The organism is Streptomyces minutiscleroticus (assembly GCF_014650875.1).
In the GTDB taxonomy this organism is placed as follows: Bacteria; Actinomycetota; Actinomycetes; order Streptomycetales; family Streptomycetaceae; genus Streptomyces; species Streptomyces minutiscleroticus.
This window is the reverse complement of sequence record NZ_BMVU01000032.1, coordinates 60,235-83,899: the sequence shown is the minus strand read 5'-3', so window position 1 is coordinate 83,899 and position 23,665 is coordinate 60,235. Positions and strand designations below refer to the sequence as shown.

Below are 23,665 nucleotides of genomic sequence, written 5' to 3'. Positions count from 1 at the left end.
CGGGCCTCTTCGGCAGCCCGGCCGGCGGATCAGTTCTGGTGGGACTGGTAGTGCGCGACGGCGTCGGAGGTGCGGCCCGCGCCGTACACCCGGAGGAACTCTGCCAGCTCGGGGTGGGTCGGGGCGAGGGTGTCCGCCGCCTCGATGATGTCGCCCGCCGCCGCGACCGAGCGCAGCAGCGACTGGATCTCGCGCACCACGCGCTTGACCGTGGGCGCCCCCGAACTCGCCGTGGTCTGGGTGGTGTTGCTGAGGACCGAGCCTCCCTGCGACTTCTTGATCTCGTCCATGCGCTCCGTCGCCTCGGCTGCGCTCACGCTGCCGTCCGCGACCTGTGCCGCCAGGTCCTGCAGCAGCTGCACCCGCTGGACCACCGCGGGGTTGCCGATCTTCGCGCGCTGGCCGCTCATCAGCTGCGACAGCATGGGGGCGGACAGGCCCAGCACCCCGGCAAGTCGTGCCTGGTTGAGCCCCAGATCGTCGATGAGCCTACGGAAGAGCGCCCCCAACGGCTCCCCGTACCAGTTCCGCTGCAGCTCCCGGGCTCTTGCGGTTGCTTCCTGCTGTGCGGCGTCCATTGCGTCTCCCCATCGCTTCCCCAACTACCGCGGTTCGCTCTAGCGAACCACGTCCCGCATCTTACGGAGAGTGTTCGTCCACCGGGACCCCCATCTTTTTGCGAGATCTCCGGGAGGACCCGGTAGTCTGGTCCGCGGCGCACCTGCGGTCAGGACACCGACCGCAGGAAGCGATCCTCCCGGGGCCTTAGCTCAGTTGGTAGAGCGCTGTCTTTGCATGGCAGATGTCAGGGGTTCGACTCCCCTAGGCTCCACGGCCACGACAGGCGACGTGGGCACGCGGTGAACGCGGGCCGCGTCGCCTTCGTCCTTCTCCGGGGGCGTTCGTCCTCCTCCGGGGGCGAGGGGCGTCGGTCGGCGGCGTCCGGCCGGATCCAGCCGGACGCGCGGGGGCCCGGTGCTGCTCTTCAGGCCGCCCGCGACCGCGCCGTGTCGTCGCGGAGCGTATCGGCGGTCCCGACGCTCCGTAGGCACGGCCGGTGAACTGGATCACAGGAAACGCCAAAGATCTTTGCGTTCGTTTGCGCAAACGATTGCTCGAAGCCTTGCCCCCTCTGCTTCCGCGCGGATGTCCGATGGCGCGTGCGGGTCCTGGGGTGAAGGCGTGAAGGCGTTGTGAGCTGGTGTCGGTGAAGGGGAGTGACCGGAATGTCGCGCAGCGTCAAGGGAGTGCGAGAGCACGTTCCGGTCGCACTGCGTTGCAAACGTCATCGCGAGTAGACGCGGAGGCGTACGGAACCACGGGCGGCCTGTGGCGGCGCCTGCGGGACGAGGTGTGCGGGCCCGTGGGCGCCCCCGCCGTCCCGGACACCGTAGGTCTTCGGCCGGTTCCACGTGAAACATCGCCGTGGGGCGGAGAACCACTCGATTCCTCCGTCCCACGGCGATGTCGGGACATGTGCCGGACGGCCGACGGCCCGCGGGCGTTCTTCGACGGCCACGGGCTTCTTGTCCCCGAGGGCCCCGGACCCTTCCGGGCCGTTGCCGCCTCGGGACCGGTACGTCAGTACGCCGATGCGCGCCAATGCGCGGACGGGTGTCAGCCGCGCTCGTTGGGCTCGGCCGTGGCCTCCGCCTCGGCCTGCTTCGCCTGCACCTCCGGGTCGAGGGCGTCCTCGCCCGCCTCGGTGGTGTCCACGGCGGAGAGTCCTCCCGTCTCCGGGACCTCGGTGGCGGCCGGCGGCTCGACGAGCCAGTCCGGGTTGGCCTGCTTGTCCCACCACTTCCAGGCGGCGTAGGCACCGCCGGCGACGATGCCCAGCACCGCGAGGCCCTTGGCCAGCCGGCCCGCCCGGGCCCTCCGCTGCTGCTTGCGCACCAGCTTCTGGATCTCCTTCGGGGTGACCTGCCCGCGCAGCGCGGCCAGCGCGGCGGCGCTGCGGGACGCGGCCTCCGCGCGCACGGGCTGCGCGGCGGCCACGGCCTGCTCGATCCGCGGCCTGGAGTAGTCGGCCGCCTGCCGGGCCGCCTTGCGCGTACGGACGGCGGCTTCCTGCGCCGCCCGGTCGATCTTCGGCGGGACGTGGGTGCGCGCCTGCTCGATCCGCGGCGCGAGATGCGTGCCGTACTGCAGACGTGCTTGTCCTGCGGCCTGGTGGGCGGCGGCGGTCACCTTCGGGGCGAGCCGGGTGCGTGCCTCGTGCGCGTAGTGTGCGGCCCGTTCCTTGGCCGTGTCGGCGTAGGGCGCCACCACGTCCGCGGCGTGCAGCACGCTCTCCTTCGCCGAGCCGGTCGCGGCGCGCACGCTCTCGATGCGGGTCACGGGATCCTCCTCCTCGGTGGCGTACGTGGGGGCTTGGGGAGATCCCCCGGAACGTCACAGTTCGCCTTACCCCACTTAACGGGATCATGCCTGTCTCCGGTCCCGCGGGCATGTGAGGCCGGGCATCCGGGGCACGGATGCCGACTCCTGCAGGACTCGGGCAACAACGATCAATGCGGTGCAACAGGGGCTCGACGTCGACAATGCCACGGATCGCCGCACGGCGCGCCCGTTTGGCGCGAAGCGAGCCGGAACGGTGGTGGCGGGAGACGGGCGGCGCGGTCCGTGCGAGGATCGGGGGGTTCACAGAGGACAACGGAAGGCACATCGTGGCTGAGCAGCTCTACGCCACCCTGAAGACCAACCACGGCGACATCGAGGTCCGGCTCCTGCCGAACCACGCGCCGAAGACGGTCAAGAACTTCGTCGAGCTCGCCAAGGGCGAGCGCGAGTGGACCAACCCGGCGACGGGCCAGAAGTCCACGGACAAGCTCTACGACGGCACGGTCTTCCACCGGGTGATCAGCGGTTTCATGATCCAGGGCGGTGACCCGCTGGGCAACGGCACCGGTGGTCCCGGCTACCAGTTCGAGGACGAGTTCCACCCGGACCTGGCCTTCGACAAGCCGTACCTGCTGGCCATGGCGAACGCCGGCCCGGGCACCAACGGCTCGCAGTTCTTCATCACGGTCGCCCCGACGGCCTGGCTGACGCGCAAGCACACCATCTTCGGCGAGGTCACCGACGCGGCCAGCCAGAAGGTCGTGGACGCCATCGCCGCCACGCAGACCAACCCGCGCACCGACCGCCCGGTCAACGACGTGGTCATCGAGTCGGTCGTCGTCGAGACCCGCTGACACCGGAGCCCCGGACCGGGGCCCGTTCCCCGCGACGCCCGCCGGCGGTCACCGGCCGCGGCCCGCGGCGGTACCCGCACGCCCGGCGCGCCGCCCGACGAGCGCGGGGCCGAGGCCGGCGGTCACCCAAAGGGAACCGAATCGCCCCGCCCGTCCGTAGAAGGAAGGGCGGGGCGGTGCGCTGGGTACGCGTGTCGCGCGGACCGTCGCACGGACGCCGTACGGAGATCGAGGGGACCCCATGGACCAGGCGCCAGGCAATCCGCAGGGCCCGCACGACGCGCGGGAGCTGCCGACCTGCTACCGGCATCCGGACCGCGAGACGGGGGTCCGCTGCACCCGCTGCGAGCGCCCCGTCTGCCCCGACTGCATGGTCAGCGCCTCGGTCGGCTTCCAGTGCCCCGACTGCGTGCGCGACGGCGGGGGCACCGGGTCCACCGCGCGGGACTCACGGCCGCGCACGCTCGCCGGCGGCACCGTCACCGCCGACCCGCGCCTGGTCACCAAGGTCCTGCTCGGGCTGAACGTCGCGGCGTTCGTCGTCCAGCTCGCCGTGGGCGACCGCTTCACCGACACCTTCGACCTCATCGGCCGGGCCTACGTCCCGCTCCTGGGCTCCGTCGAGGGCGTCGCGGAGGGGCAGTGGTACCGGCTGCTGACGGCGGCGTTCCTGCACGGCGGCTACATGCACCTGCTGTTCAACATGCTCAGCCTGTGGTGGATCGGCGGGCCGCTGGAGGCGGCGCTCGGCCGTGCCCGCTATCTGACGCTCTATCTGCTCTCCGGCCTCGCGGGCAGCGCGCTGTCCTATCTGCTCGCCGCGCCGAACCAGCCGTCGCTGGGCGCCTCCGGGGCGATCTTCGGCCTCTTCGGCGCGACCGCGGTCCTGCTGCGGCGGCTGCGGCAGGACATGCGCCCGGTCGTCGCGCTGCTGGTGATCAACCTGATCATCACCTTCGGCTGGCACGACATCATCGCCTGGCAGGTCCACATCGGCGGCCTCGTCGCGGGCGTGCTGACCGGCTACGCGATGGTGCACCCGCGCCGGGACCGGAGGACCCTGGTCCAGTACGGGGTGTGCGCCCTTGTGCTCGCTGCGGTCGTCGTCACCACCCTGGTCAGAACGTTTCAGCTCACCTGAGCAGGCCGCCGGGCGGGCCGTCGGGGTGACGTTGTCCACAGTAAGTGGCGGATCTTGTGCACACGGTGCGGGAACAGCTGTGCCCCCTGCCACTCACCTGTGTTTCCGCAGGTGGAGCAGGGGGCGAACAGACTTCCGAAAGACGGGTGACCGGCTGGGCCGCCATCGGCGCCCAAATGGTTATCCACAGATCGTCGTTCTTTTCCCCAGTGTGGAAAAGGTTGTGGATAACTCAGTGGATACCCATGGGCAGAGCCGGTGCCGCGGGTGTCCCGGGGAGAACCGTCACTTCCACTGAGTGGAGACGCCGAACCCCGCGGCGATGAAGCCGAAGCCGACAACGATGTTCCAGTTCCCCAGCGAGTCGATGGGGAGCGAGCCGTCGGTCACGTAGAAGACGACGATCCAGGCCAGGCCGATGAGGAACATGGCGAGCATGACCGGCGCGACCCAGGCGCGATTGGTCAGCTTGATGGTGGTGGCCTGCTTCGACGGCGGCGGCGTGTAGTCGGCCTTCTTGCGGATACGTGACTTCGGCACGAGGGTCTCTCCTGTCGATGCGCTGCGTGGCCGCGCAGGGAACGGGGGCGGGCTCCGGGGCAGCGTACAAGGGGAGTCTCAGCGCTCCCCCGGGCGTCCGTTAGCGTAGTGCTTCCGCGGCGCCGAAGGAGATAAGGGTACGTTGAGCAATTCTGCCGACTCGCCCCAGGCGGGCTCCAGTCCTGTCCGCACCCGGCGTTTCCGCCCCGTGCGGATCCTCACGGTGGCCGTCTTCGCGCTGGCCGGGCTGATCTTCTTCACGAGCTTCAACACCGCCAAGGGCACCAACATCCGCACCGACACGTCCCTGCTGAAGCTCTCCGACCTCATCCACGAGCGCAGCCACAAGAACGGCACGCTCGACGAGAGCAACGCGGCGCTGCGCGACGACATAGAGGCCCTCGCCGGACGCGACAACGGCAGCACGGAGGCCGAGGCCGCCGAACTGGCCGCGCTGGAGAAGAACGCCGGCACCGAGGAGCTCAAGGGCGAGGCCCTCACGGTCACGCTCGACGACGCCCCGCCGGACGCCACCGCCAAGCTGCCCGGCTACCCCGAGCCGCAGCCCGACTACCTGGTCATCCACCAGCAGGACCTGCAGGCCGTGGTGAACGCGCTGTGGCAGGGCGGCGCCGAGGGCATCCGGGTCATGGACCAGCGGCTGATCTCCACCAGCGCCGTGCGCTGCGTCGGCAACACCCTGATCCTCCAGGGCCGCGTCTACTCGCCTCCCTACAAGATCACCGCAATCGGCGACCAGGAGAAGCTGCGGAAGGCGCTGACCGCGTCCCCGGCGATCCAGAACTACATGCTCTACGTCAACGTCTACGGCCTCGGCTGGAAGGTCGAGGACGAGGGGACCGTCACCCTGCCCGGTTACACCGGCACCGTGGACCTCCACTACGCCGAACCCGTGGAGTGAGGACCCCGGCCGGCCCGGGAGCGGCGGTGTTCCACGTGAAACATCGCCGCGCGCCGGCCCGGAACGCGCCCGTACGCACCGGAACCGGGCGAAGCGGAGGAGGCCCGGCCGGGCGGCCCGGCGCGGGGGCGCAGTTCATTGCCTCACAGCTTGCGGAGGCCGGGAAACCGGAGGCCCCGCGCCGTTAGTCTGGAGACCTGCGGCGTGATACCGGTGCCGTGGTGCGACGGAAGGGACGGCATGTACGGCTGGATCTGGCGGCATCTGCCGGGCAACGCGTGGGTGAGGGCGCTGATCTCACTCGTGCTGGTGCTCGCCGTGGTCTACGTCCTCTTCCAGTACGTCTTTCCCTGGGCGGAGCCGCTGCTGCCCTTCAACGATGTGACGGTGGACGACCAGTGAGCGCACGCATTCTCGTCGTGGACAACTACGACAGCTTCGTCTTCAACCTGGTGCAGTACCTGTACCAGTTGGGCGCCGAGTGCGAGGTACGGCGCAACGACGAGGTGACGACGGACCACGCGCAGGAGGGCTTCGACGGAGTCCTGCTGTCCCCGGGCCCGGGCGCCCCCGAGCAGGCGGGCGTGTGCGTCGACATGGTGCGGCACTGCGCGGCGACCGGCGTCCCGGTCTTCGGCGTCTGCCTGGGCATGCAGTCGATGCAGGTCGCCTACGGCGGCGTGGTCGGCCGGGCGCCCCAGCTGCTGCACGGCAAGACCTCCCTCGTCGACCACGGGGGCAAGGGCGTCTTCGCCGGGCTGCCGTCCCCGTTCACCGCGACCCGCTACCACTCGCTGGCCGCCGAGCCGCCCACCGTCCCGGACGAGCTGGAGGTCACCGCCCGTACGCAGGACGGGATCATCATGGGGCTCAGGCACCGCGAGCTTCCCGTGGAGGGTGTGCAGTTCCACCCGGAGTCGGTGCTGACGGAGCACGGCCACCGGATGCTCGCCAACTGGCTCACGGAGTGCGGCGACCGGGAGGCCGTGGACAGGTCGGCGGGGCTCGCCCCGGTGGTGGGCAGGGCCACGGCGTGACCGCACTGCGCCCCGAGCGCGAGTCCGGCTCCGCCTACGGAGACCAAGGAGAACAGGGCACCCCGTACGGGCAGCAGCCGTACGGGGTGCCCGGCGCGTTCGAGGCGGCGGTCGAGCGGCTCGCCGACCCCCTGACCGACCCGCTCCCGGCCCCGGGGACGCCCGCCGGGACCGCGCCGTGGAGCGGACCGTCCCGGCCGCCGGCGCCCGGCCCGGACCCGTCGCCGACGGCTCACCACGACGGCCCCGAGGGCCCGGGCTCCCACCGCGCCGTAGGAGCCACGCACCACGCGCACGGCCCGGGGGCTCCCACCGGGCAGGACGGACCGGGCGGTTCCGGGAGCCCGGGAGGCCGCCACCGCGCCGGAGACGGCGGACACGGGACGCCCGGGCACGGCCCCGGGCAGACGCCCGAGCCGGTCCCGCAGCGGCAGGAGACGGCTCCGTACCGGCCGGACACGGCCCCGCCCCCGGCCGCCGCGCGGTCGTCCGCGGCCGCGCGGCCCCTGCCCGCGTACGAGGACCCCTACGCCGCGCCGTCGTCGCCGTACGACGCGTCCCCGCCGCCGGCGGCCGGACCGGTCCTCCCGCCGGCCGGCCCCATGCCGCCCCTGGCGGGCCCCATGCCGCCCCTGGCGGGCCCTGTGCCGCCGGCCGACGACGAGACGGTCGCCCTGCGGACGGCCGACGTCTCCCGCGCGGTGGACGGCGTCTCCTCCGGCACGGCGGCTGCTCCGAGGAGCTCGGACGGGTCCGGCGGGACGGACGCGCCCGGCGGCACGCCCGTGCCGGGCGGCCGGGCGGCCCGCCGCAGGGCCGCCAGGAAGCGCGGGCGCCGGGGCGGCCCGGCCGGCTCCGCGGAGCGGTCCGCGGCCGGGGAGGGCCCAGGGACGCCGTCCGCCCCGCTGTCCCGCGTGGAGGCCCGCCGCGCGGCCCGTGCGCGCCGTCCCGGCGCCGCCGTCGTCCTGAGCCGGGCGATAGGCGAGGTCTTCATCACCACCGGCGTGCTGATGCTGCTGTTCGTCACCTACCAGCTGTGGTGGACGAACGTCCGGGCGCACGCGCAGGCCGGCAACGAGGCGCACAGCCTCCAGGACGACTGGGCGAACGGCAAGGGCAAGCCGGACGCCTTCGAGCCGGGCCAGGGCTTCGCCCTCCTGCACATACCCGAGCTGGACGTGGTCGTGCCGATCGCCGAGGGCGTCAGCAACAAGGGCGTCCTGGACCGCGGCATGGTCGGCCACTACGGCGGCGAGGGCCTCAAGACGGCCATGCCGGACGCCAAGACCGGCAACTTCGGCCTCGCGGGCCACCGCAACACCCACGGCGAACCGTTCCGCTACATCAACCGCCTGAAGCCGGGCGACCCGATCGTCGTCGAGACCCAGGACACGTACTACGTCTACAAGATGGCGTCGATCCTGCCGGTGACGTCGCCGAGCAACATCAGCGTCCTGGACCCGATCCCCAAGGGGTCGGGCTTCACCGAGGCGGGCCGCTACATCACGCTCACCACCTGCACTCCCGAGTTCACCAGCAAGTACCGGATGATCGTCTGGGGCAGGATGACCGAGGAACGGCCGCGCAGCGAGGGCAAGCCGGCCGCTCTGGTCGAATGACCCACGGGACGGACGGCACCGGCGGGGGCGGAGCGGACCGGGCCGGCCGGCCGGACGAAGCACACGGAACACACGACGGGGCGGATGCAGTGACAGCGACGACCGAGGACGACGCGCGCACGGAGGAGGCGGCGCCCGCGCGGAGACGCCGCGCCATGGGGCCGGTGGCGACGGCGGTCGCCGTCTTCGGGGAGCTCCTCATCACGGCGGGCCTGGTGCTCGGCCTGTTCGTCGTCTACTCGCTGTGGTGGACGAACGTCATCGCCGACCGCGAGGCGGACAGGCAGGGCGACAGGGTCCGTGACAACTGGGCGCAGGACGACGGCCGGGACCCGGTCGGCCTGGACACCAAGGACGGCATCGGCTTCCTGCACGTCCCGGCGATGGGGAACGGCGAGGTGCTGGTCAAGAAGGGCACCTCCACCAAGATCCTCAACGGCGGTGTGGCGGGCTACTACACGGACCCGGTGAAGTCGGCGCTGCCCGAGGACGAGAAGGGCAACTTCTCGCTGGCCGCGCACCGCGACGGGCACGGCGCCAAGTTCCACGGCATCGACAAGCTGAGGAAGGGCGACCCGATCGTCTTCGAGACGAAGGACGAGTGGTACGTCTACAAGGTCTACGACATCCTCCCGGAGACCTCGAAGTACAACGTGGACGTCCTCGACGCCGTCCCGAAGGAGTCGGGGAGGAGGAAGGCGGGCCGCTACATCACGCTGACCACCTGCACGCCCGTCTTCACCTCCCGCTACCGCTACGTCGTCTGGGGCGAGCTGGAGCGCGTGGAGAAGGTCGACGCGGAGCGCACCCCGCCGAAGGAACTGCGCTGAGGCACCGCGCGGCCGGCGCGTCCCCGCGACCGAGCTGAGGTCGCCGGACCCCGCGTACCCACGGCCGCGCTGAGGCTCCGGAACCCCGCACACCCCGCCACCTGCGTCGGAACCACGGGCCGTCGGCGCACCCGGTGACTGCGCCGAAGTCCGGCCCCGGCGCGCTCCACCACGGCGAAGCCCCGGTCGCCTCCCCGAGGGGAGGCGACCGGGGCTTCGTCATGCCCGGTGGGGAAGGAGCCGGTCAGTCCTCGCCGCGGCCCGTGAGCCCGCCGAAGAAGCCGCCGCCGTTGTCGTTCCCGCCGCTGTCCCCGCCGTTGTCACCGCCCGCGGTGGTCAGGTTGACCGCGGTGCCCTTGGCGACCTGGTTGCTGCCGCCGGGGTCGGTGGCGATGACGATGGCGTTGTCGTCCTGGGGGCCGTTGATCGAACCGACCTTCAGCCCCGCGCCCTCGATCGTCTTCCTGGCGTCCTTGAGGCGCTGGGTCCTGACCTCCGGGACCGCGACCTTCTCCGGGGCCTTGGCGACCTGGATGGACACGGGAGTGTTCTTGTCCACCTTGGACCCGGCCTCCGGGGAGGTCGTGATGACCTTGCCCGCCTCGACGGAGTCGCTCTCCACGTCGGTGCAGTTGCCGACCAGACCGTTGGCCTCCATCAGGGCCCTGGCCTCGTCGCAGCTCTTGCCCGCGACGTCCGGGACGGTGGACTGCGACTTGGCCTTGGCGACCGTGAGGGTGATGGTGGAGCCCTTCTCCACCTCCTCGCCCTTGATCGGGTCCTGGTCGAGAACCGTGTTCTCCTCCTCCGTGGACTCCCGCGTCTCCGTCTCGACCTTGAACTGGTAGTCGTCGCCCTCGAGCTTGGACTTGGCCTCGTCGGCGTCCAGGCCGATCACGCTCGGGACCGTGACCTTCGGCGCGCCCGTGGAGACGACCAGGTCGATCGTGTCGCCCTTCTGGACCTCGCTGTCCGCCTCCGGGCTCTGCGAACAGACACTGCCCTTCGGAGTGTCCTCGCAGGGTTCCTTCTTGACCGACACCTTCAGGTCGACGTTCTCGGCCCTGAGCCGGGCCTCCTCCAGTGTCTGGTCGACGAGGTTCGGCGCCTTGAGCGTGTCGTCGCCCGCGCCGCCGTTGCCGCCGGGGAACGCCCACATGCCGATCAGGATCGCGCCGACCAGGACGAGCACACCGGCGACGACCAGCAGGATCGTCGAGGTGTTGTTCTTCTTCTGGCGGCGCCGGTCCGGGCGGTCGTCGTAGCCGTAGCCGCCGTCGTTCTGGTTCATCGGCGGCAGCATGGTCGTGGCCTGCGCGTCCGTGGACCGCATGGCCTGCGTGGCCTGGTCGTCCGGGTAGCCGCCGTAGCCGACCGAGCCCATGGCGGCGGTGGCGGCGGCGACGGGCTGGCCGTCGAGGCAGGCCTCGATGTCGGCGCGCATCTCGTCCGCGGACTGGTAGCGGTAGTCCGGGTCCTTGGTGAGCGCCTTCAGGACGATCGCGTCCATCGCGGGCGTGATCTCCGGGTCGAAGACGCTCGGCGGCTGCGGCTCCTCCCGTACGTGCTGGTAGGCGACGGCCACCGGGGAGTCGCCCACGAACGGCGGACGCACGGTCAGCAGCTCGTACAGCAGGCAGCCGGTGGAGTACAGGTCGGAGCGCGCGTCGACCTGCTCGCCCTTGGCCTGCTCCGGGGAGAGGTACTGGGCGGTGCCGATGACGGCGGCGGTCTGCGTCATCGTCATGCCGGCGTCGCCCATCGCACGGGCGATGCCGAAGTCCATGACCTTGACCTGGCCGCCCCGCGTCAGCATGACGTTGGCCGGCTTGATGTCGCGGTGGACGATGCCGTTGCGGTGCGAGTACTCCAGGGCCTGGAGGATGCCGATGGTCATCTCCATGGCCCGCTCGGGCAGCAGCTTGCGCCCGGAGTGCAGCAGCTCGCGCAGGGTGGACCCGTCGACGTACTCCATCACGATGTACGGGATGGACGTGCCGTCGATGTAGTCCTCGCCGGTGTCGTACACGGCGACGATCGCGGGATGGTTGAGCGAGGCGGCCGACTGGGCCTCCCGGCGGAACCGGGCCTGGAACGACGGGTCGCGCGCGAGGTCCGCCCGCAGCGTCTTCACCGCCACCGTGCGCCCCAGCCGGGAGTCATGCGCGAGGTATACCTCCGCCATGCCACCACGGCCGAGCACCTGGCCCAGCTCGTACCGGCCGCCGAGGCGACGCGGCTCTTCCATAGCTACCTACCAGCCCTCTCCGTCGATCCCGACCGCACCCGTGTGTGGTCCGGCGGTGTGCTGCCCGGGGCATACCGTACCCGGCCAGCTGTCTACGACCTGCCCGAGCCCGTCACCCGATACAGGACCGGTATCGCAACGTGCACCGATGTGAAGGCGACGTGACAGGGTTCACTGCTTGCTGTCGACGACCGCCTTCATCACGGCCTGCGCGATCGGCGCGGCCAGGCCGCCACCGGAGATGTCGTCGCGGTTGGCGCTGCCGTCCTCGACCACCACGGCCACGGCCACGGGCGAGCTGCCGTCCTTGAGCTTGGCGTACGAGATGAACCAGGCGTACGGCTTCTCGCTGTTGTCGACGCCGTGCTGCGCGGTGCCGGTCTTGCCGCCGACGGTCACCCCGGGGATCTGCGCCCGGGTGCCGGTGCCGTCCTGGACCACCGTCTCCATGATCGACTGCAGCTTCTGCGCGTTGTCCTCGGAGAGCGGCTTGCTCATCTCCTCGGGCTCGGTCTGCTCGATCACGTCCAGGCTCGGGGCCTGGAGCTTGTCGACCATGTACGGCTTCATCAGCGTGCCGTCGTTGGCGACGGCCGAGGCGACCATGGCCATCTGCAGCGGCGTCGCGGCGGTCTCGAACTGACCGATGGAGCTGAGCGCGGTCTGCGGCTTGTCCATCTCGTCGGGGAAGACGGAGGCGTTGGAGCGCACCGGCGTGAACTGCTCGGAGTTGAAGCCGAACTTCTCGGCCTCCTCCTTCATCTTGTCCTTGCCGAGGTCGGCGCCGATCTTGCCGAAGACGGTGTTGCAGGACACCTTCAGCGCGTCGCGCAGGGAGGCGTCCTTGCAGGGGATGTTGCCCTCGTTCTTCAGTTCGGTCCGGGTGTCCGGCAGGGTGTACGGCAGCGGCGAGTCGGTCTTCGCGTCGACGTCGTCGACCAGGCCGTTCTCCAGGGCGGCGGCCGCGGTGACGACCTTGAAGGTGGATCCCGGCGGGTAGGTCTCCCGCAGCGCCCGGTTGAGCATCGGGTCGTCCGGGTTCTCCTTCTTCTGCAGCTTCGCCCAGGCCTTGCTGTCGGTCTCGGTGGAGTTGCCGGCGAAGGTCGACGGGTCGTACGACGGCGTGGAGGCGAGCGCCAGGATCGCGCCGGTGGACGGGTCGATGGCGGCGACGGCGCCCTTCTTGTCGCCCAGCCCCTCGAAGGCCGCCTTCTGCGCGGCGGCGCTGAGGGTGGTGACGACGTTGCCGCCCGCCTGCTTCTTGCCGGTGATCATGTCGAGGGTGCGGCGGAAGAAGAGCCGGTCGTCGTTGCCGGTGAGGATGCCGTCCTCGATGGACTCCAGCTGGGTCGCCCCGAACGCCTGCGAGGCGTAGCCGGTGACGGGCGCCCACATCTCGCCGTTCTTGTACGTGCGCTTGTAGTCGAAGTCGCTGCCCTCGGTCTTGGCGGACCCGGTGATCGACTTGCCGTCGACGATGATGTCGCCGCGGGGCTGGGCGTACCGCTCGATCGCCACCCGGCGGTTGGCCTTGTCCTCCTTCAGCTCGGTCGCCATGACGTACTGGAGCCAGTTGTCGCGGACGAGCAGGGCGAGGACGAGGAGCCCGCAGAAGATCGCGATCCGGCGCAGGGGCTTGTTCACGGTCGGACCACCTGGGTCATCTCGGCGTCGGGGTTGGGGGCGGGGGAGGGCGCCGGGCGGCGTGCGGTGTCGCTGATCCGGATCAGGATGCCGATCAGCGCCCAGTTGGCGATGACGGACGAACCGCCGTACGCGACGAAGGGCAGGGTCATACCGGTCAGCGGGATGAGGTTCATGACACCGCCGGCGACGACGAAGACCTGCAGCGCGAAGGCGCCGGACAGGCCCACGGCGAGCAGCTTGCCGAAGGGGTCGCGGGCGGCCAGCGCCGTGCGCACGCCGCGCTCGACGATCAGGCCGTAGATCAGCAGGATCGCCATGACGCCGGCCAGGCCCAGCTCCTCGCCGAAGGTGGCGAGGATGAAGTCGGAGTTGGCGGCGAAGCCGATGAGGTCGGAGTTGCCCTGGCCGAGCCCGGTGCCGAGGACGCCGCCGGAGCCGAACGCCCACAGCGCCTCCATGGACTGCTCGGAGTGGCCGACGACGCCCTGCTTGCTCTTCAGGTACTCGCCCATCGGGTCGAGCCACGCCTGGACGCGCTGCTGCACGTGCGGCTCGAAGGAGGCGACGCCGACGGCGCCGGCCGCCGACATCAGCAGACCGAACACGATCCAGCTGGTGCGCTCGGTGGCGACGTACAGCATCACGACGAACATGCCGAAGAACAGCAGCGACGTACCGAGGTCGGTCTCGAAGACGAGGATGAGGATCGACATCGCCCAGACCATGAGGATCGGGCCCAGGTCGCGGCCGCGCGGCAGGTACAGGCCCATGAAGCGGCGGCTGGCCAGGGCCAGCGCGTCCCGCTTCACCATGAGGTAGCCCGCGAAGAACACCGCGATGACGATCTTCGCGAACTCACCGGGCTGGATCGTGCCGAGTCCGGGGATCTTGATCCAGATCTTGGCGCCGAAGACGTCGGCGCCGAGGCCCGGCACCAGCGGCAGCAGCAGCAGGACCAGCGCGGCGAACATCGAGATGTACGTGTAGCGCTGCAGGACGCGGTGGTCCTTCAGAAGCAGCAGCACGCCGACGAACAGGGCCACGCCCAGCGCGGAGTACAGCAGCTGGCGGGGCGCCGCCTCCACGAACGTGGACCGGACCTGGAGCCGCTCCGACTGGTCCAGGCGCCAGATGACCACCAGTCCGAGGCCGTTGAGCAGCGTCGCGAGCGGCAGCAGCAGCGGATCCGCGTACGGCGCGAACTTCCGCACCACGAGGTGGCCGACGCCGGCCAGCAGCCCGAGTCCCAGGCCGTAGCCGAGCAGGCCCGGGGGGACCTGGTCGTTGAGGGCCAGGCCCACGTTGGCGTAGGCGAACACCGGGATGACCACGGCGAACACCAGCAGCGCCAGCTCGGTGTTGCGCCGGCTCGGCGCGCCGATCGCGCCGATCGTGGACGTGTGGTGCGTCGACGGGTTGGTAGTACTGCTCATCGTGTGACAGGGCCCCTCACGGCTTGCTTACTGCTTACCGCACAGCGAGACCAGCTTCTGCTCTTCCTCGGAGAGGCTGGGGCCTGGTGTGGGTGTGGGTGCGGTGGTGGACTTGGACGGGGACGACGAGGGTGCCGGCGACTCCGTGGCCGCGGGGGTCGCGGTCACGGCCGACGCCGCTGTGGCCTTGGACGTCAGGGAGGTCCGGGTGGTTCCCGTGGTGCCGCCGGCCTCGCCCTCGCCGGTCTTGGCGCTGCTCTCCGCCTCGGCCCGGCGTCGCTCGGCGTTCTTCCTGCACGCGGACGCCTGCGTGGCCAGCTCGTCGATCTTCGACCGGGCGTCGTCCAGATTGCCCTCCGCGATCGTCGCCTTGACCTGGTCCTGCTGGTAGGGCGGCAGGTACTTGAGTTCGATCTCGGGGTGGTCCTTCTCCACCTTCGACAGCGAGACCCAGGCGAGGTCCTGGCTGATGCCGCGGTAGAGGGCGACGTGCTCCCCCTTGGTGCCGACGTAGTACTGCGTCTGCGTCCAGCGGTAGCCGCCGTACAGGCCGCCGCCGACGACGGCGAGGGCCAGCACGCCGTAGAAAGATCTCTTGAACCACCTGCGGCCCTTGCGCGGCTTGACGAAGTCGTCGTCGCCGTAGTCGCCGAAGCTGCCCGTGGGCACGTACCCGGTGGTGTCGCCGCTGCCGGGCGGGCCGAACTCGCCGCCTCCCCCGGGCTGCTGCCGGCCGAGGCTCGCGGCGCGGCCCGCGGGGGTCTGCATCGCGCCGTTGTCCTGCGGCTGGTTCTGGTTCTCGGCGACCGCGCCGACGACGACCGGGGTGTCGGACAGATGTCCGGCGAGGGTGTCGCCGCTGTCGATGTCGAGGACGTCGGCGACGATGACGGTGATGTTGTCGGGGCCGCCGCCGCGCAGCGCGAGCTGGATCAGCTCCTGCACGGTCTCCTGCGGGCCCTGGTAGCTGGCGAGGGTGTCCTCCATCGTCTGGTGGGACACCACGCCGGACAGGCCGTCGGAGCAGATCAGGTAGCGGTCGCCGGCGCGGACCTCGCGGATGGAGAGGTCGGGCTCGACGTGGTCGCCGCTGCCCAGCGCGCGCATCAGCAGGGAGCGCTGCGGGTGGGTGGTGGCCTCCTCCTCGGTGATCCGGCCCTCGTCCACCAGCCGCTGCACCCAGGTGTGGTCCTGCGTGATCTGGGTGAGGACGCCGTCCCGGAGCAGGTACGCGCGCGAGTCGCCGACGTGCACCAGGCCGAGCCGCTGACCGGTCCACAGCAGGGCGGTGAGCGTGGTGCCCATGCCCTCCAGCTGCGGGTCCTCCTCGACCATCAGGCGCAGCTGGTCGTTGGCGCGCTGCACGGCGGTGCCGAGGGAGGTGAGGATGTCGGAGCCCGGCACGTCGTCGTCGAGCGCGACGATGGTCGAGATCACCTCGGAGCTGGCGACCTCGCCGGCGGCCTGGCCGCCCATCCCGTCGGCGATCGCGAGCAGCCGGGGCCCGGCGTAGCCGGAGTCCTCGTTGCCCTCGCGGATCATGCCTTTGTGCGATCCGGCGGCGAAGCGCAGTGACAGACTCATGCGCACCTCGCCCGTCGGCTCCGGGTACATCCGCACGGTGCCCACCCTCCGGTCGGGAGCGCGCCGGTGCCCTGGGTGTGGACCGCCGCTGCGTGCTCGCTCCGCTCGCGCTTATTCATGACGTGGCACTACTTCCGCAGCTCGATGACGGTCTTGCCGATGCGGATCGGCGCACCCAGCGGGATCGGCGTGGGGGTCGTCAGTCGGTTCCGGTCGAGGTACGTGCCGTTGGTGGACCCGAGGTCCTCGACGATCCACTGGCCGTCACGGTCCGGGTAGATCCTGGCGTGCCGGCTGGAGGCGTAGTCGTCGTCCAGCACGATCGTGGAGTCGTGCGCACGGCCCAGCGTGATGGTCTGGCCCTGCAGCGCGACGGTGGTGCCGGTGAGGGTGCCCTCGGAGACGACCAGCTTGGTGGGCGCGCCGCGGCGCTGCCGCCCGCCGCCCCCGCCGTGCTGCTGGCGCTGCTGCGGGGGCGCGGCCTGGCGGGAGGCCTGCTGCGCCCGTCCGCTGTCCCGGCGCGAGCCGCGCTGTGTGACGCGCGTACCGAACAGGTCGCTGCGGATGACCTGCACGGCCACGATCACGAACAGCCACAGTACGGCCAGGAAACCCAGCCGCATGACCGTGAGGGTCAGCTCTGACATTGCCCCCGCTTCACCCTTCGGCTTGCCGGTAAATGATGGTGGTGCTGCCCACGACGATCCGCGAGCCGTCGCGGAGCGTAGCGCGGGTGGTGTGCTGCCCGTCCACCACGATGCCGTTGGTGGATCCGAGATCCTGGATCGTCGAGGGCGTTCCGGTCCGGATCTCGCAGTGCCGGCGGGACACGCCGGGGTCGTCGATCCGCACGTCGGCTTCGGTGCTGCGGCCCAGCACCAGCGTCGGGCGGGAGATCTGATGGCGGGTGCCGTTGATCTCGATCCAGTGGCGTACGCGCCCGCCGGGCAGCGGACCCGCGCCCGGCCGCTGCCCGGCGGGCGCGACGGCGGGGCGCCCGGGCGGAGGCGCGGACGGCATGGGGGGAGCGCCCGCGGGACCGACGGGCGCCGCCTGCGGCGGGTAGCCGTAGCCGCCGCGTCCGGGCTGCGGTCCCGCGGGCGGGCCCTCGGGCGTCTGCGAGGTGGAGGAGGCGAGCGTACGGCTGCGCACCCGGTACAGGCCGGTGTCGAGGTCGTCCGCCTTCTCCAGGTGGACCTTGATGGGGCCCATGAAGGTGTAGCGCTGCTGCTTGGCGTAGTCGCGCACCATGCCGGCCAGCTCGTCGCCGAGCTGCCCGGAGTAGGGGCTCAGGCGCTCGAAGTCCGGCGCGCTCAGCTCCACGATGAAGTCATTGGGTACGACGGTCCGGTCGCGGTTCCAGATCGTCGCGTTGTTGTCGCACTCCCGCTGGAGCGCCCCCGCGATCTCGACGGGCTGGACCTCGGACTTGAACACCTTGGCGAAGGTGCCGTTGACCAGACCTTCGAGACGCTGCTCGAATCGCTTCAGGACTCCCATGGGGCACCTCCTCCTTCGTCGTCGTCCTGGTACTGCTTACTGATCGTATCCACGCGCCGGGAAATCGGCTGGTTCCCCCTGTCGGCACGGTCGACGAGTGTCGACGGCTTGCGAAGTCCCCTCCCGAAGTTCCCTCCGGAACCGCTCTTCGAACTCCCCGGGGGTACTCCCATGGGGAGGATCGTAGAGGCGGTTTCACCACAGTGTCCCGCACCCGGCTGTGCACCCCGCACTCCTCCTGGGGAGATGGCCGGGACCGGTACGAGGTTGATACGTGAAGCGGTACCGGGCGTGACGTGAGCCGGGGGACGGAGCGCGTGGTGCGCGGCGCGGGACGGGACGGGGCGGGGCGGCCCGGGGACGCCGCCGGACGCGGGGCGGAGCCCGGGCGCGACGACGCGGACGTCATACGGAGGGGACGGCGGGGCCGGAGGCGGCGGACCGGGGTCGAGCTGCGCGGTCGCAGGGGGAGTGAGCTGCGCGGTCGTGCGGGGACGAGCCGCACGGCTGCGGCCCGGTGCGCCGGGCGCGGCGTACGGGGGGACGGGGCAGGGCCCCGCGGTCCCGGCGCACCTGGGGGAGGCGGCCGGGTCCGCACGGCCGGCTCCGGCTGTTCCTGGCCGCGCCGGGCCGCTCCGGAGCGGCCCGGGTCCGCCCCCGGGGAAAGGGATGTGAATCCACCCTCCGCAGCGTGCTAATGTTCTGCATGTCGGAAGGCGCCAGCACCACCAGGTGAGGGAAACGGACGACACACCCAATGCGCGGGTGGCGGAATAGGCAGACGCGCTGGATTCAGGTTCCAGTGCCCGCAAGGGCGTGGGGGTTCAACTCCCCCCTCGCGCACCACTGGAGACGGGTCTCCGTCGGAACGAAAGTTCCGGCGGGGGCCCGTCTTTCGTTGTGCGTCCTCGTTGTGTTGCGTGCGTGCGTGCGTGCGTGCGGCAGGCGGGCTTGTGCGCGTGGTGGGCGGGTGCGTGCCCATAGTGGGCGGGCGTGTGCGCACGGCCCGGGTCCGGAAGGCCGGGGTGCGGGACCCCGCGAGGCTCCGGGCGGGTTTCCGGAGCGGTTCCGGAACCTCCGAGGCTTCCGGAGCGTCGTCGGCGGGGCTTCAGCCGGTCGGCCGACGGTGATACATCTCACGTGGTCGGAGCGATTCTTCCGGCAGGTTGAACGATCAAGTCGGCATGTTTCATGGGCGGTTGAGCGCTGTGCGCGTTCTCGGAGCGTCCGGGGCGGATGTGCCGGAAAGGGTGGCCCCCGGCGCTCTCTCCGCGGGAGAGGAGTACCAGGGGCCTTGTCGCTCTGCGTGTCTCCTTCTGCGCGAGGCGTGCTGATCACTGCGCGTCGCGCGCGGCTGGTCGCTCACCGCTGGTCGCTCACTGCTTGCTGCGTGCCGCCCGCCGTGTGTCGTGTGCCGCGTGTCGGTCGTGCGGGGAGGGAGCGGTCGCCGGGTCGTGCGGCGGATGTCAGGCGGCGAGGCGCTCGGCGAGGGCCTTGGCCTTGGCCGCCGCCTCCTCCAGGGCCTTGGTCCGGGACGCCTCGAAGAGCGGGACGAGCTCGGACATCGCCGGGTTGTGCGGCGCCATCGTGAGCTCCGGGACGATGAAGTCGACCTCCAGGCCGAGACCGTCCGCGAGCACGGCCCGGAGGAGGTTCTGCACGTACTCGTAGCCCTCGCGCGGGGTGCCCGGCGCGTAGGAGCCGCCGCGGCTGGCGACCACGGTCACCGGGGTGCCCTTGGCGGACGCGTTCTCGCCGGCGGTGCGGCCCATGACGATCACATTGTCGAGCCAGGCCTTCAGCGTGGACGGGATCGTGAAGTTGTACATGGGGGCACCGATCAGGACGGCGTCCGCCCGCTCCAGCTCCTCGATGAGCTTCAGTCGCTCGGCGAAGGCCTCCGCCTGCGCGGGCGTGTGCGTGGCCGGGTCGGAGAAGGCGGCGGTGTGCGCGTCCGCGGTGATGTGCGGAACCGGGTCCACCGCGAGGTCGCGGTAGATGACCGTGCCGCCGGGGTGCTGCTCCTCCCAGGTCCTGCGGAAGGCCTCCGTCACGGCGCGGGAGGCGGAGGCGGAACCGGGGAAAACGGACGAGTCCAGGTGCAGCAGGGTGGCCATGGGGATCTCCTGTGGGGCGGTTCGGTCGGTGGGGTGGTGGTGCGCGAGCCGTCGGGCGGTGGCGCGCGCAGCCGTCGCCGCGGCTCCCGGGGAGTGGATCCAAGGGGCTGCGGTTTCTTACTTAACTATGGATAGCACAGTCACTTACTTTTTCTCACCCTCTCCTGGTGGTTCCGTAACCGGCCAGTACTCTTGAGGCATGCCGGTCCGGGGAAGTCATGACGCAGAGGCCTGTGCGCAGGTCGGTGACGGCATCACGCGCGTCTTCCAGCTGCTCGGGAAGCGCTGGACCGGCCTGATCGTGGCCGTCCTGCTGCCGCGCCCCGTCTACTTCGCCGATCTGCGCCGGGCGATCCCGGGCATCAGCGAGCGCATGCTGTCGGACCGCCTCGCCGAGCTCGCCGCCGCCGGTCTGGTGGTGCGCGAGGTGGACGAGGGGCCGCCGCTGCGGGTCTCCTACCGGCTGACCGAATCCGGCGCCGCGCTCGGCCCGTCCCTGAAGGAACTCTCCCGGTGGGCCGAGGAGCACCTGCCGGAAGAGGGCTCCTGCCCGGAACAGCTGCGGAAGTAGGCACGGCCGGGACCGGCGGCGGGGCGGCACGCGGGCCGACCCGTCCGGTGGGCCGTCGGGTTCATCGGCTCGGTGAGGCCGTCGGGCCGATCGGTTCGGTTCGCCGGACCTGCCGAACTGACCGATTCGGTTCGCTGGATTTGTCGAACCGGACTGATTCGGTTCGTCGGACCCGACAGCCCTCACCGGACCCCTCGGACCCGTCGGACCGGCCGGTCCGGTGAGGGCTGTCGATGAGTCCTGGGCTGCCGGTGAGTGGGGCCGCTGAGGTGCGTGATGAACCGGTGAGGCCGTGCGTTGTCCACAAGCGCGGAGTTGTCCACAGCCCCTCACGCGCCCCCATCGCCGACTGTACGGTCGTCGGCAGTTGATGTGCGCACGGGTTGCGCACGGGCGGGTTGCGCACGGGCAGGGGGAGGCCGGTCGACATGGTCGAGACACAGACGGGAACCGCGGACCGGGAGCGGCAGGACCGGGCGCGGGAGCGGGTGGGGGAAGGCGAGCGGGCGCCGGCGACGCGGACGCCGCGGTCGGCGGCGCACGCCCTGAGGCTCTCCGGTGTGCGGGGCTTCGCGGCCTGGCCCGCGGAAGGATCGCCCAAGGCGGAGGGCAAGGCGCTGCGGGACCGCGTGCCCCGCAGCGCCCACGCCGACTTCCGCCCGGCCGACGACCGCCCCTCCGCCGTGGCCGCCGTCGAGGAGTCCAACCGGGGGCGGCTCCCCGACCTCATGCCGATACGGGTCGGCAGGATGGCGGCCACACCGTTCGCCTTCCTGCGCGGATCGGCCGGACTCATGGCGTACGACCTCGCCCGCACCCCCGTGACGGGCATGGGCGCGCAGATCTGCGGTGACGCGCACGCGGGGAACTTCGGTCTGTACGGGGACGCCCGCGGCGGACTGGTCATCGACCTCAACGACTTCGACGAGACCGTGCACGGCCCCTGGGAGTGGGACCTCAAGCGGCTCGCCGCCTCCCTCGTCCTGGCCGGCCGGGAGGCGGGGGCCGACGAGGACACCTGCCGGGCGGCGGCGCACGGCGCGGTGGGCGCCTACCGGCGCACCATGCGGCTGCTCGCCAAGCTCCCCGCCCTGGACGCCTGGAACGCGATCGCGGACGAGGAACTGGTCTCGCACACCGACGCCCACGACCTGATAGGCACCCTGGAGCGGGTTTCGGAGAAGGCGCGCGCCAACACCAGCGGGAGGTTCGCGGCCAAGTCGACCGAGGAGGCCGGGGACGGCGGCCGCCGGTTCGTCGACGCGCCGCCGGTCCTGCGCCGTATACCCGACGCCGAGGCGGCGGCCGTGGCCGCCTCGCTGGAGGAGTACCTCACCACGCTGTCCGAGGACCGGCTCCCGCTGCTCGCGCGGTACGCGGTGCACGACGTCGCGTTCCGCGTGGTCGGCACCGGCAGCGTGGGCACGCGCTCGTACGTCGTGCTGCTGCTCGACCACCGGGGCGAGGCGCTGATCCTGCAGGTCAAGGAGGCGCGGGCCTCGGCACTGGTGCCGCACCTGCCGACCGCGGGCTTCGCGGCCCCGGAGCCCACGCACGAAGGGCGCCGCGTCGTGCTCGGCCAGAAGCACATGCAGGTGGTCAGCGACATGCTGCTCGGCTGGACCACGGTGGACGGACTGCCGTACCAGGTGCGCCAGTTCCGCAACCGCAAGGGCAGCGTCGACCCGGCGGCCCTGGCCGCGGACCAGATCGACGACTACGGACGGATGACGGGCGCGCTGCTCGCCCGCGCCCACTCCCACAGCGCCGACCCGCGGCTCATCGCCGGTTACTGCGGCAAGAACGACCAGCTGGACGAGGCGATCGCCGCGTTCGCCGTCGCGTACGCGGACCGCACGGAGGCGGACCACGCGGAACTGGTGGCCGCGGTGCGGGCGGGGAGGGTCGCGGGGGAGATGGGGGTCTGAGGACGGGGACGGGGGGAGGGGAGGGAGGGGAGGGAGGGGGCGGGGGAGGCCCCCCGAGAGGCACTTGTGACTCAGGTGCCCACAGCGGCAGGAGCAGTTCAGCGATGCTTCCGAGTACCCGCCCGTGCCGTGGCCTACGCTGGACGGGTGACGACCCCGGAAGCTGAGCAGCCCCCGTCCGCTCCCCCCGGCGAGCCCTCCGGTGAGCCGCTCGCCGAGCAGGCCCGTACCGATGGGGCCCCGGCCGAGACCGTCGACGAGAAGCCCGCCGGCGCGACGGCGACGGCCACGGCCACGGCTGCCGAGGGCGCGACGGCCGGCGGGGCCGCGGGCCCGGCCGGCGCCGCGAGCGCTGCGGAGTCCCGGAGCGAGAGCCCGGAGGCGGAGAGTCCGGACGCCGCGCGGGCCGGAGACCGGCCGGAGCCGGCCGTGGAGGGCGACTTTGCGGCCGACGGCGTCGGCGGTGTCGGCGGCGCGAGCGACACGGGGGGTGAGGGCGACGCGGGGGACGCCGCGCAGGACCGGCCCGAGGAGCGGCTCGAGCGGGCGGTGCGCGCGGCCGAGCAGGCGTTGATCGAGTTCGAGATCGCGGTCGAGACCTTCCGGGTCGAGGTGGAGAACTTCTCCCGTCTGCACCACCAGAAGCTCGGTCCGATGTACGCGCGGCTCGACGAGCTGGACGCGCAGATCGCCGAGGCGCGTGCGGCGCGCACGGGCGACCCGGAGGACCTGCGCAAGGCGGAGGAGGCGCGGGCCCGCGTGCTGCCGATGCCGGGAGTGGAGGAGCTGTTCCACGGCTGGATCGACTCGGACGGGCTCTCCCCCGAGGCGTCGGCGATGCTGACGGAGCAGCCGGTGCGGCCCCCGCAGCGGGTGCGGCCCAGTGACGAGGCCCGCAAGCTGTACCGCGAGCTGGCCCGCAAGGCCCACCCCGATCTCGCGCAGGACGACGGTGAGCGCAAGCGGCGCGACGAGTTCATCGCCCGGGTCAACGCCGCGTACGGCCGTGGGGACGAGGCACTGCTGCGGGAGCTGGCCGAGGAGTGGGCCGCCGGCCCTGTCGCCGAGGAGTGGCGCCCGAGCCGCAGCGAGGAGCTCTACGCCCGCCTCGAATGGCTGGCCCAGCGCAAGGAACTGCTCACCCTCGTCGCCCGTGACCTGGAGGAGAGCGCGATCGGCGCGATGCTGCGGCTCGCTCCGGACGACCCCGACCGCCTGCTGGAGGAGATCGCCGAGCAGCTCCTCGCCCAGGTGAGTGAGCGCGAGGCGGAGCTGGCCGGGCTGCTGGGCTGAAGGACGGGACGGGACGGGCGGGACGGGCGGGACGGCAGGTCGGGTAGCGTCGGGGACA

The 23,665-nt window shown here is 71.5% G+C and carries 20 protein-coding genes and 2 tRNA genes; 12 read left to right on the top strand and 10 right to left on the bottom strand.

Annotated elements, in window-relative coordinates; translation table 11 throughout:
* Window positions 1-29 precede the first annotated feature (29 nt).
* Entirely contained in the window at window positions 30-578 is a 549-nt protein-coding gene (locus tag IE271_RS26615; RefSeq protein ID WP_190192968.1) for a helix-turn-helix domain-containing protein, read from the bottom strand.
* A gap of 181 nt (window positions 579-759) precedes the next feature.
* On the opposite strand from IE271_RS26615, the gene IE271_RS26610 reads away from it, so the two are divergent.
* Window positions 760-832 (top strand) — tRNA-Ala (locus IE271_RS26610).
* Window positions 833-1,617: 785 nt separating this feature from the next.
* Here IE271_RS26610 and IE271_RS26605 read toward each other — a convergent pair.
* A complete protein-coding gene (locus tag IE271_RS26605) occupies window positions 1,618-2,340 on the bottom strand; it encodes a DUF5324 family protein (RefSeq protein WP_190192967.1) in 723 nt (240 codons plus the stop codon).
* A gap of 329 nt (window positions 2,341-2,669) precedes the next feature.
* Here IE271_RS26605 and IE271_RS26600 point away from each other — a divergent pair, with 329 nt between their 5' ends.
* On the top strand, window positions 2,670-3,197 hold the full coding sequence (locus IE271_RS26600; RefSeq protein ID WP_190192966.1) for a peptidylprolyl isomerase: 528 nt from the start codon (window positions 2,670-2,672) through the stop codon (window positions 3,195-3,197).
* 241 nt (window positions 3,198-3,438) lie between these two features.
* Window positions 3,439-4,338: a rhomboid family intramembrane serine protease gene (locus IE271_RS26595; RefSeq protein WP_190192965.1), complete on the top strand. Its 900-nt coding sequence runs from the start codon at window positions 3,439-3,441 to the stop codon at window positions 4,336-4,338.
* A 285-nt stretch (window positions 4,339-4,623) separates the two neighbouring features.
* Here IE271_RS26595 and crgA read toward each other — a convergent pair whose 3' ends face one another.
* Entirely contained in the window at window positions 4,624-4,878 is a 255-nt protein-coding gene (gene crgA / locus IE271_RS26590; RefSeq protein WP_190192964.1) for a cell division protein CrgA, read from the bottom strand.
* A 142-nt stretch (window positions 4,879-5,020) separates the two neighbouring features.
* On the opposite strand from crgA, the gene IE271_RS26585 reads away from it, so the two are divergent.
* From IE271_RS26585 to IE271_RS26565, 5 genes are all read left to right on the top strand, one after another.
* Window positions 5,021-5,800 (top strand): DUF881 domain-containing protein, encoded by a 780-nt coding sequence (locus IE271_RS26585; protein ID WP_190192963.1) that lies wholly within the window; start codon window positions 5,021-5,023, stop codon window positions 5,798-5,800.
* 240 nt (window positions 5,801-6,040) lie between these two features.
* Window positions 6,041-6,202 carry a hypothetical protein gene (locus IE271_RS26580; RefSeq protein WP_190192962.1) on the top strand — a complete coding sequence of 54 codons (162 nt, stop codon included), beginning with the start codon at window positions 6,041-6,043 and terminating at the stop codon, window positions 6,200-6,202.
* On the top strand, window positions 6,199-6,837 hold the full coding sequence (locus IE271_RS26575; protein ID WP_190192961.1) for an aminodeoxychorismate/anthranilate synthase component II: 639 nt from the start codon (window positions 6,199-6,201) through the stop codon (window positions 6,835-6,837). Before IE271_RS26580 ends, IE271_RS26575 begins: the two co-directional genes overlap by 4 nt.
* 506 nt (window positions 6,838-7,343) lie before the next feature.
* Window positions 7,344-8,456, top strand: coding sequence for a class E sortase (locus IE271_RS26570; RefSeq protein ID WP_229919576.1), 1,113 nt, complete (start codon window positions 7,344-7,346; stop codon window positions 8,454-8,456).
* 89 nt (window positions 8,457-8,545) lie between these two features.
* Window positions 8,546-9,286 (top strand): class E sortase, encoded by a 741-nt coding sequence (locus tag IE271_RS26565; RefSeq protein ID WP_229919573.1) that lies wholly within the window; start codon window positions 8,546-8,548, stop codon window positions 9,284-9,286.
* A 244-nt stretch (window positions 9,287-9,530) separates the two neighbouring features.
* On the opposite strand, the gene pknB is transcribed toward IE271_RS26565, so the two are convergent.
* The 6 genes from pknB to IE271_RS26535 form a co-directional block, all read right to left on the bottom strand.
* A complete protein-coding gene (gene pknB, locus IE271_RS26560; RefSeq protein ID WP_190192958.1) occupies window positions 9,531-11,534 on the bottom strand; it encodes a Stk1 family PASTA domain-containing Ser/Thr kinase in 2,004 nt (667 codons plus the stop codon).
* A gap of 171 nt (window positions 11,535-11,705) precedes the next feature.
* On the bottom strand, window positions 11,706-13,178 hold the full coding sequence (locus tag IE271_RS26555; RefSeq protein ID WP_190192957.1) for a peptidoglycan D,D-transpeptidase FtsI family protein: 1,473 nt from the start codon (window positions 13,176-13,178) through the stop codon (window positions 11,706-11,708).
* Window positions 13,175-14,614, bottom strand: coding sequence for an FtsW/RodA/SpoVE family cell cycle protein (locus tag IE271_RS26550; RefSeq protein ID WP_190192956.1), 1,440 nt, complete (start codon window positions 14,612-14,614; stop codon window positions 13,175-13,177). The genes IE271_RS26555 and IE271_RS26550 overlap by 4 nt, the downstream gene beginning before the upstream one ends.
* Before the next feature lie 27 nt (window positions 14,615-14,641).
* The gene (locus IE271_RS26545; RefSeq protein ID WP_229919572.1) at window positions 14,642-16,198 is read right to left on the bottom strand and encodes a Stp1/IreP family PP2C-type Ser/Thr phosphatase; all 1,557 of its coding nucleotides are present in this window, start codon (window positions 16,196-16,198) and stop codon (window positions 14,642-14,644) included.
* A 128-nt stretch (window positions 16,199-16,326) separates the two neighbouring features.
* Entirely contained in the window at window positions 16,327-16,845 is a 519-nt protein-coding gene (locus IE271_RS26540) for an FHA domain-containing protein FhaB/FipA (RefSeq protein ID WP_190192955.1), read from the bottom strand.
* A gap of 10 nt (window positions 16,846-16,855) precedes the next feature.
* Window positions 16,856-17,698 (bottom strand): FHA domain-containing protein, encoded by an 843-nt coding sequence (locus tag IE271_RS26535; protein ID WP_190192954.1) that lies wholly within the window; start codon window positions 17,696-17,698, stop codon window positions 16,856-16,858.
* A gap of 759 nt (window positions 17,699-18,457) precedes the next feature.
* Between IE271_RS26535 and IE271_RS26530 the strand changes: the two genes are divergently transcribed.
* Window positions 18,458-18,544 (top strand) — tRNA-Leu (locus tag IE271_RS26530).
* A 620-nt stretch (window positions 18,545-19,164) separates the two neighbouring features.
* Here IE271_RS26530 and IE271_RS26525 read toward each other — a convergent pair.
* Window positions 19,165-19,815: an FMN-dependent NADH-azoreductase gene (locus IE271_RS26525; protein WP_190192953.1), complete on the bottom strand. Its 651-nt coding sequence runs from the start codon at window positions 19,813-19,815 to the stop codon at window positions 19,165-19,167.
* Between the two features lie 199 nt (window positions 19,816-20,014).
* Here IE271_RS26525 and IE271_RS26520 point away from each other — a divergent pair, with 199 nt between their 5' ends.
* From IE271_RS26520 to IE271_RS26510, 3 genes are all read left to right on the top strand, one after another.
* Window positions 20,015-20,386, top strand: coding sequence for a winged helix-turn-helix transcriptional regulator (locus IE271_RS26520; RefSeq protein ID WP_190192952.1), 372 nt, complete (start codon window positions 20,015-20,017; stop codon window positions 20,384-20,386).
* A gap of 428 nt (window positions 20,387-20,814) precedes the next feature.
* Complete coding sequence (locus IE271_RS26515) at window positions 20,815-22,314, top strand: DUF2252 domain-containing protein (RefSeq protein WP_190192951.1); 1,500 nt, start codon at window positions 20,815-20,817, stop codon at window positions 22,312-22,314.
* A gap of 147 nt (window positions 22,315-22,461) precedes the next feature.
* Window positions 22,462-23,607, top strand: coding sequence for a J domain-containing protein (locus tag IE271_RS26510; protein WP_373308841.1), 1,146 nt, complete (start codon window positions 22,462-22,464; stop codon window positions 23,605-23,607).
* Window positions 23,608-23,665 lie beyond the last annotated feature (58 nt).

Bases quoted from the DNA above. Each gene is read 5' to 3' on its own strand.
- IE271_RS26615 (WP_190192968.1), bottom strand. From the start codon at position 578: ATGGACGCCGCACAGCAGGAAGCAACCGCAAGAGCCCGGGAGCTGCAG.
- IE271_RS26595 (WP_190192965.1), top strand. From the start codon at position 3,439: ATGGACCAGGCGCCAGGCAATCCGCAGGGCCCGCACGACGCGCGGGAG.
- IE271_RS26580 (WP_190192962.1), top strand. From the start codon at position 6,041: ATGTACGGCTGGATCTGGCGGCATCTGCCGGGCAACGCGTGGGTGAGG.
- pknB (WP_190192958.1), bottom strand. From the start codon at position 11,534: ATGGAAGAGCCGCGTCGCCTCGGCGGCCGGTACGAGCTGGGCCAGGTG.
- IE271_RS26550 (WP_190192956.1), bottom strand. From the start codon at position 14,614: ATGAGCAGTACTACCAACCCGTCGACGCACCACACGTCCACGATCGGC.
- IE271_RS26545 (WP_229919572.1), bottom strand. From the start codon at position 16,198: ATGAGTCTGTCACTGCGCTTCGCCGCCGGATCGCACAAAGGCATGATC.
- IE271_RS26540 (WP_190192955.1), bottom strand. From the start codon at position 16,845: ATGTCAGAGCTGACCCTCACGGTCATGCGGCTGGGTTTCCTGGCCGTA.
- IE271_RS26535 (WP_190192954.1), bottom strand. From the start codon at position 17,698: ATGGGAGTCCTGAAGCGATTCGAGCAGCGTCTCGAAGGTCTGGTCAAC.
- IE271_RS26525 (WP_190192953.1), bottom strand. From the start codon at position 19,815: ATGGCCACCCTGCTGCACCTGGACTCGTCCGTTTTCCCCGGTTCCGCC.
- IE271_RS26520 (WP_190192952.1), top strand. From the start codon at position 20,015: ATGCCGGTCCGGGGAAGTCATGACGCAGAGGCCTGTGCGCAGGTCGGT.
- IE271_RS26515 (WP_190192951.1), top strand. From the start codon at position 20,815: ATGGTCGAGACACAGACGGGAACCGCGGACCGGGAGCGGCAGGACCGG.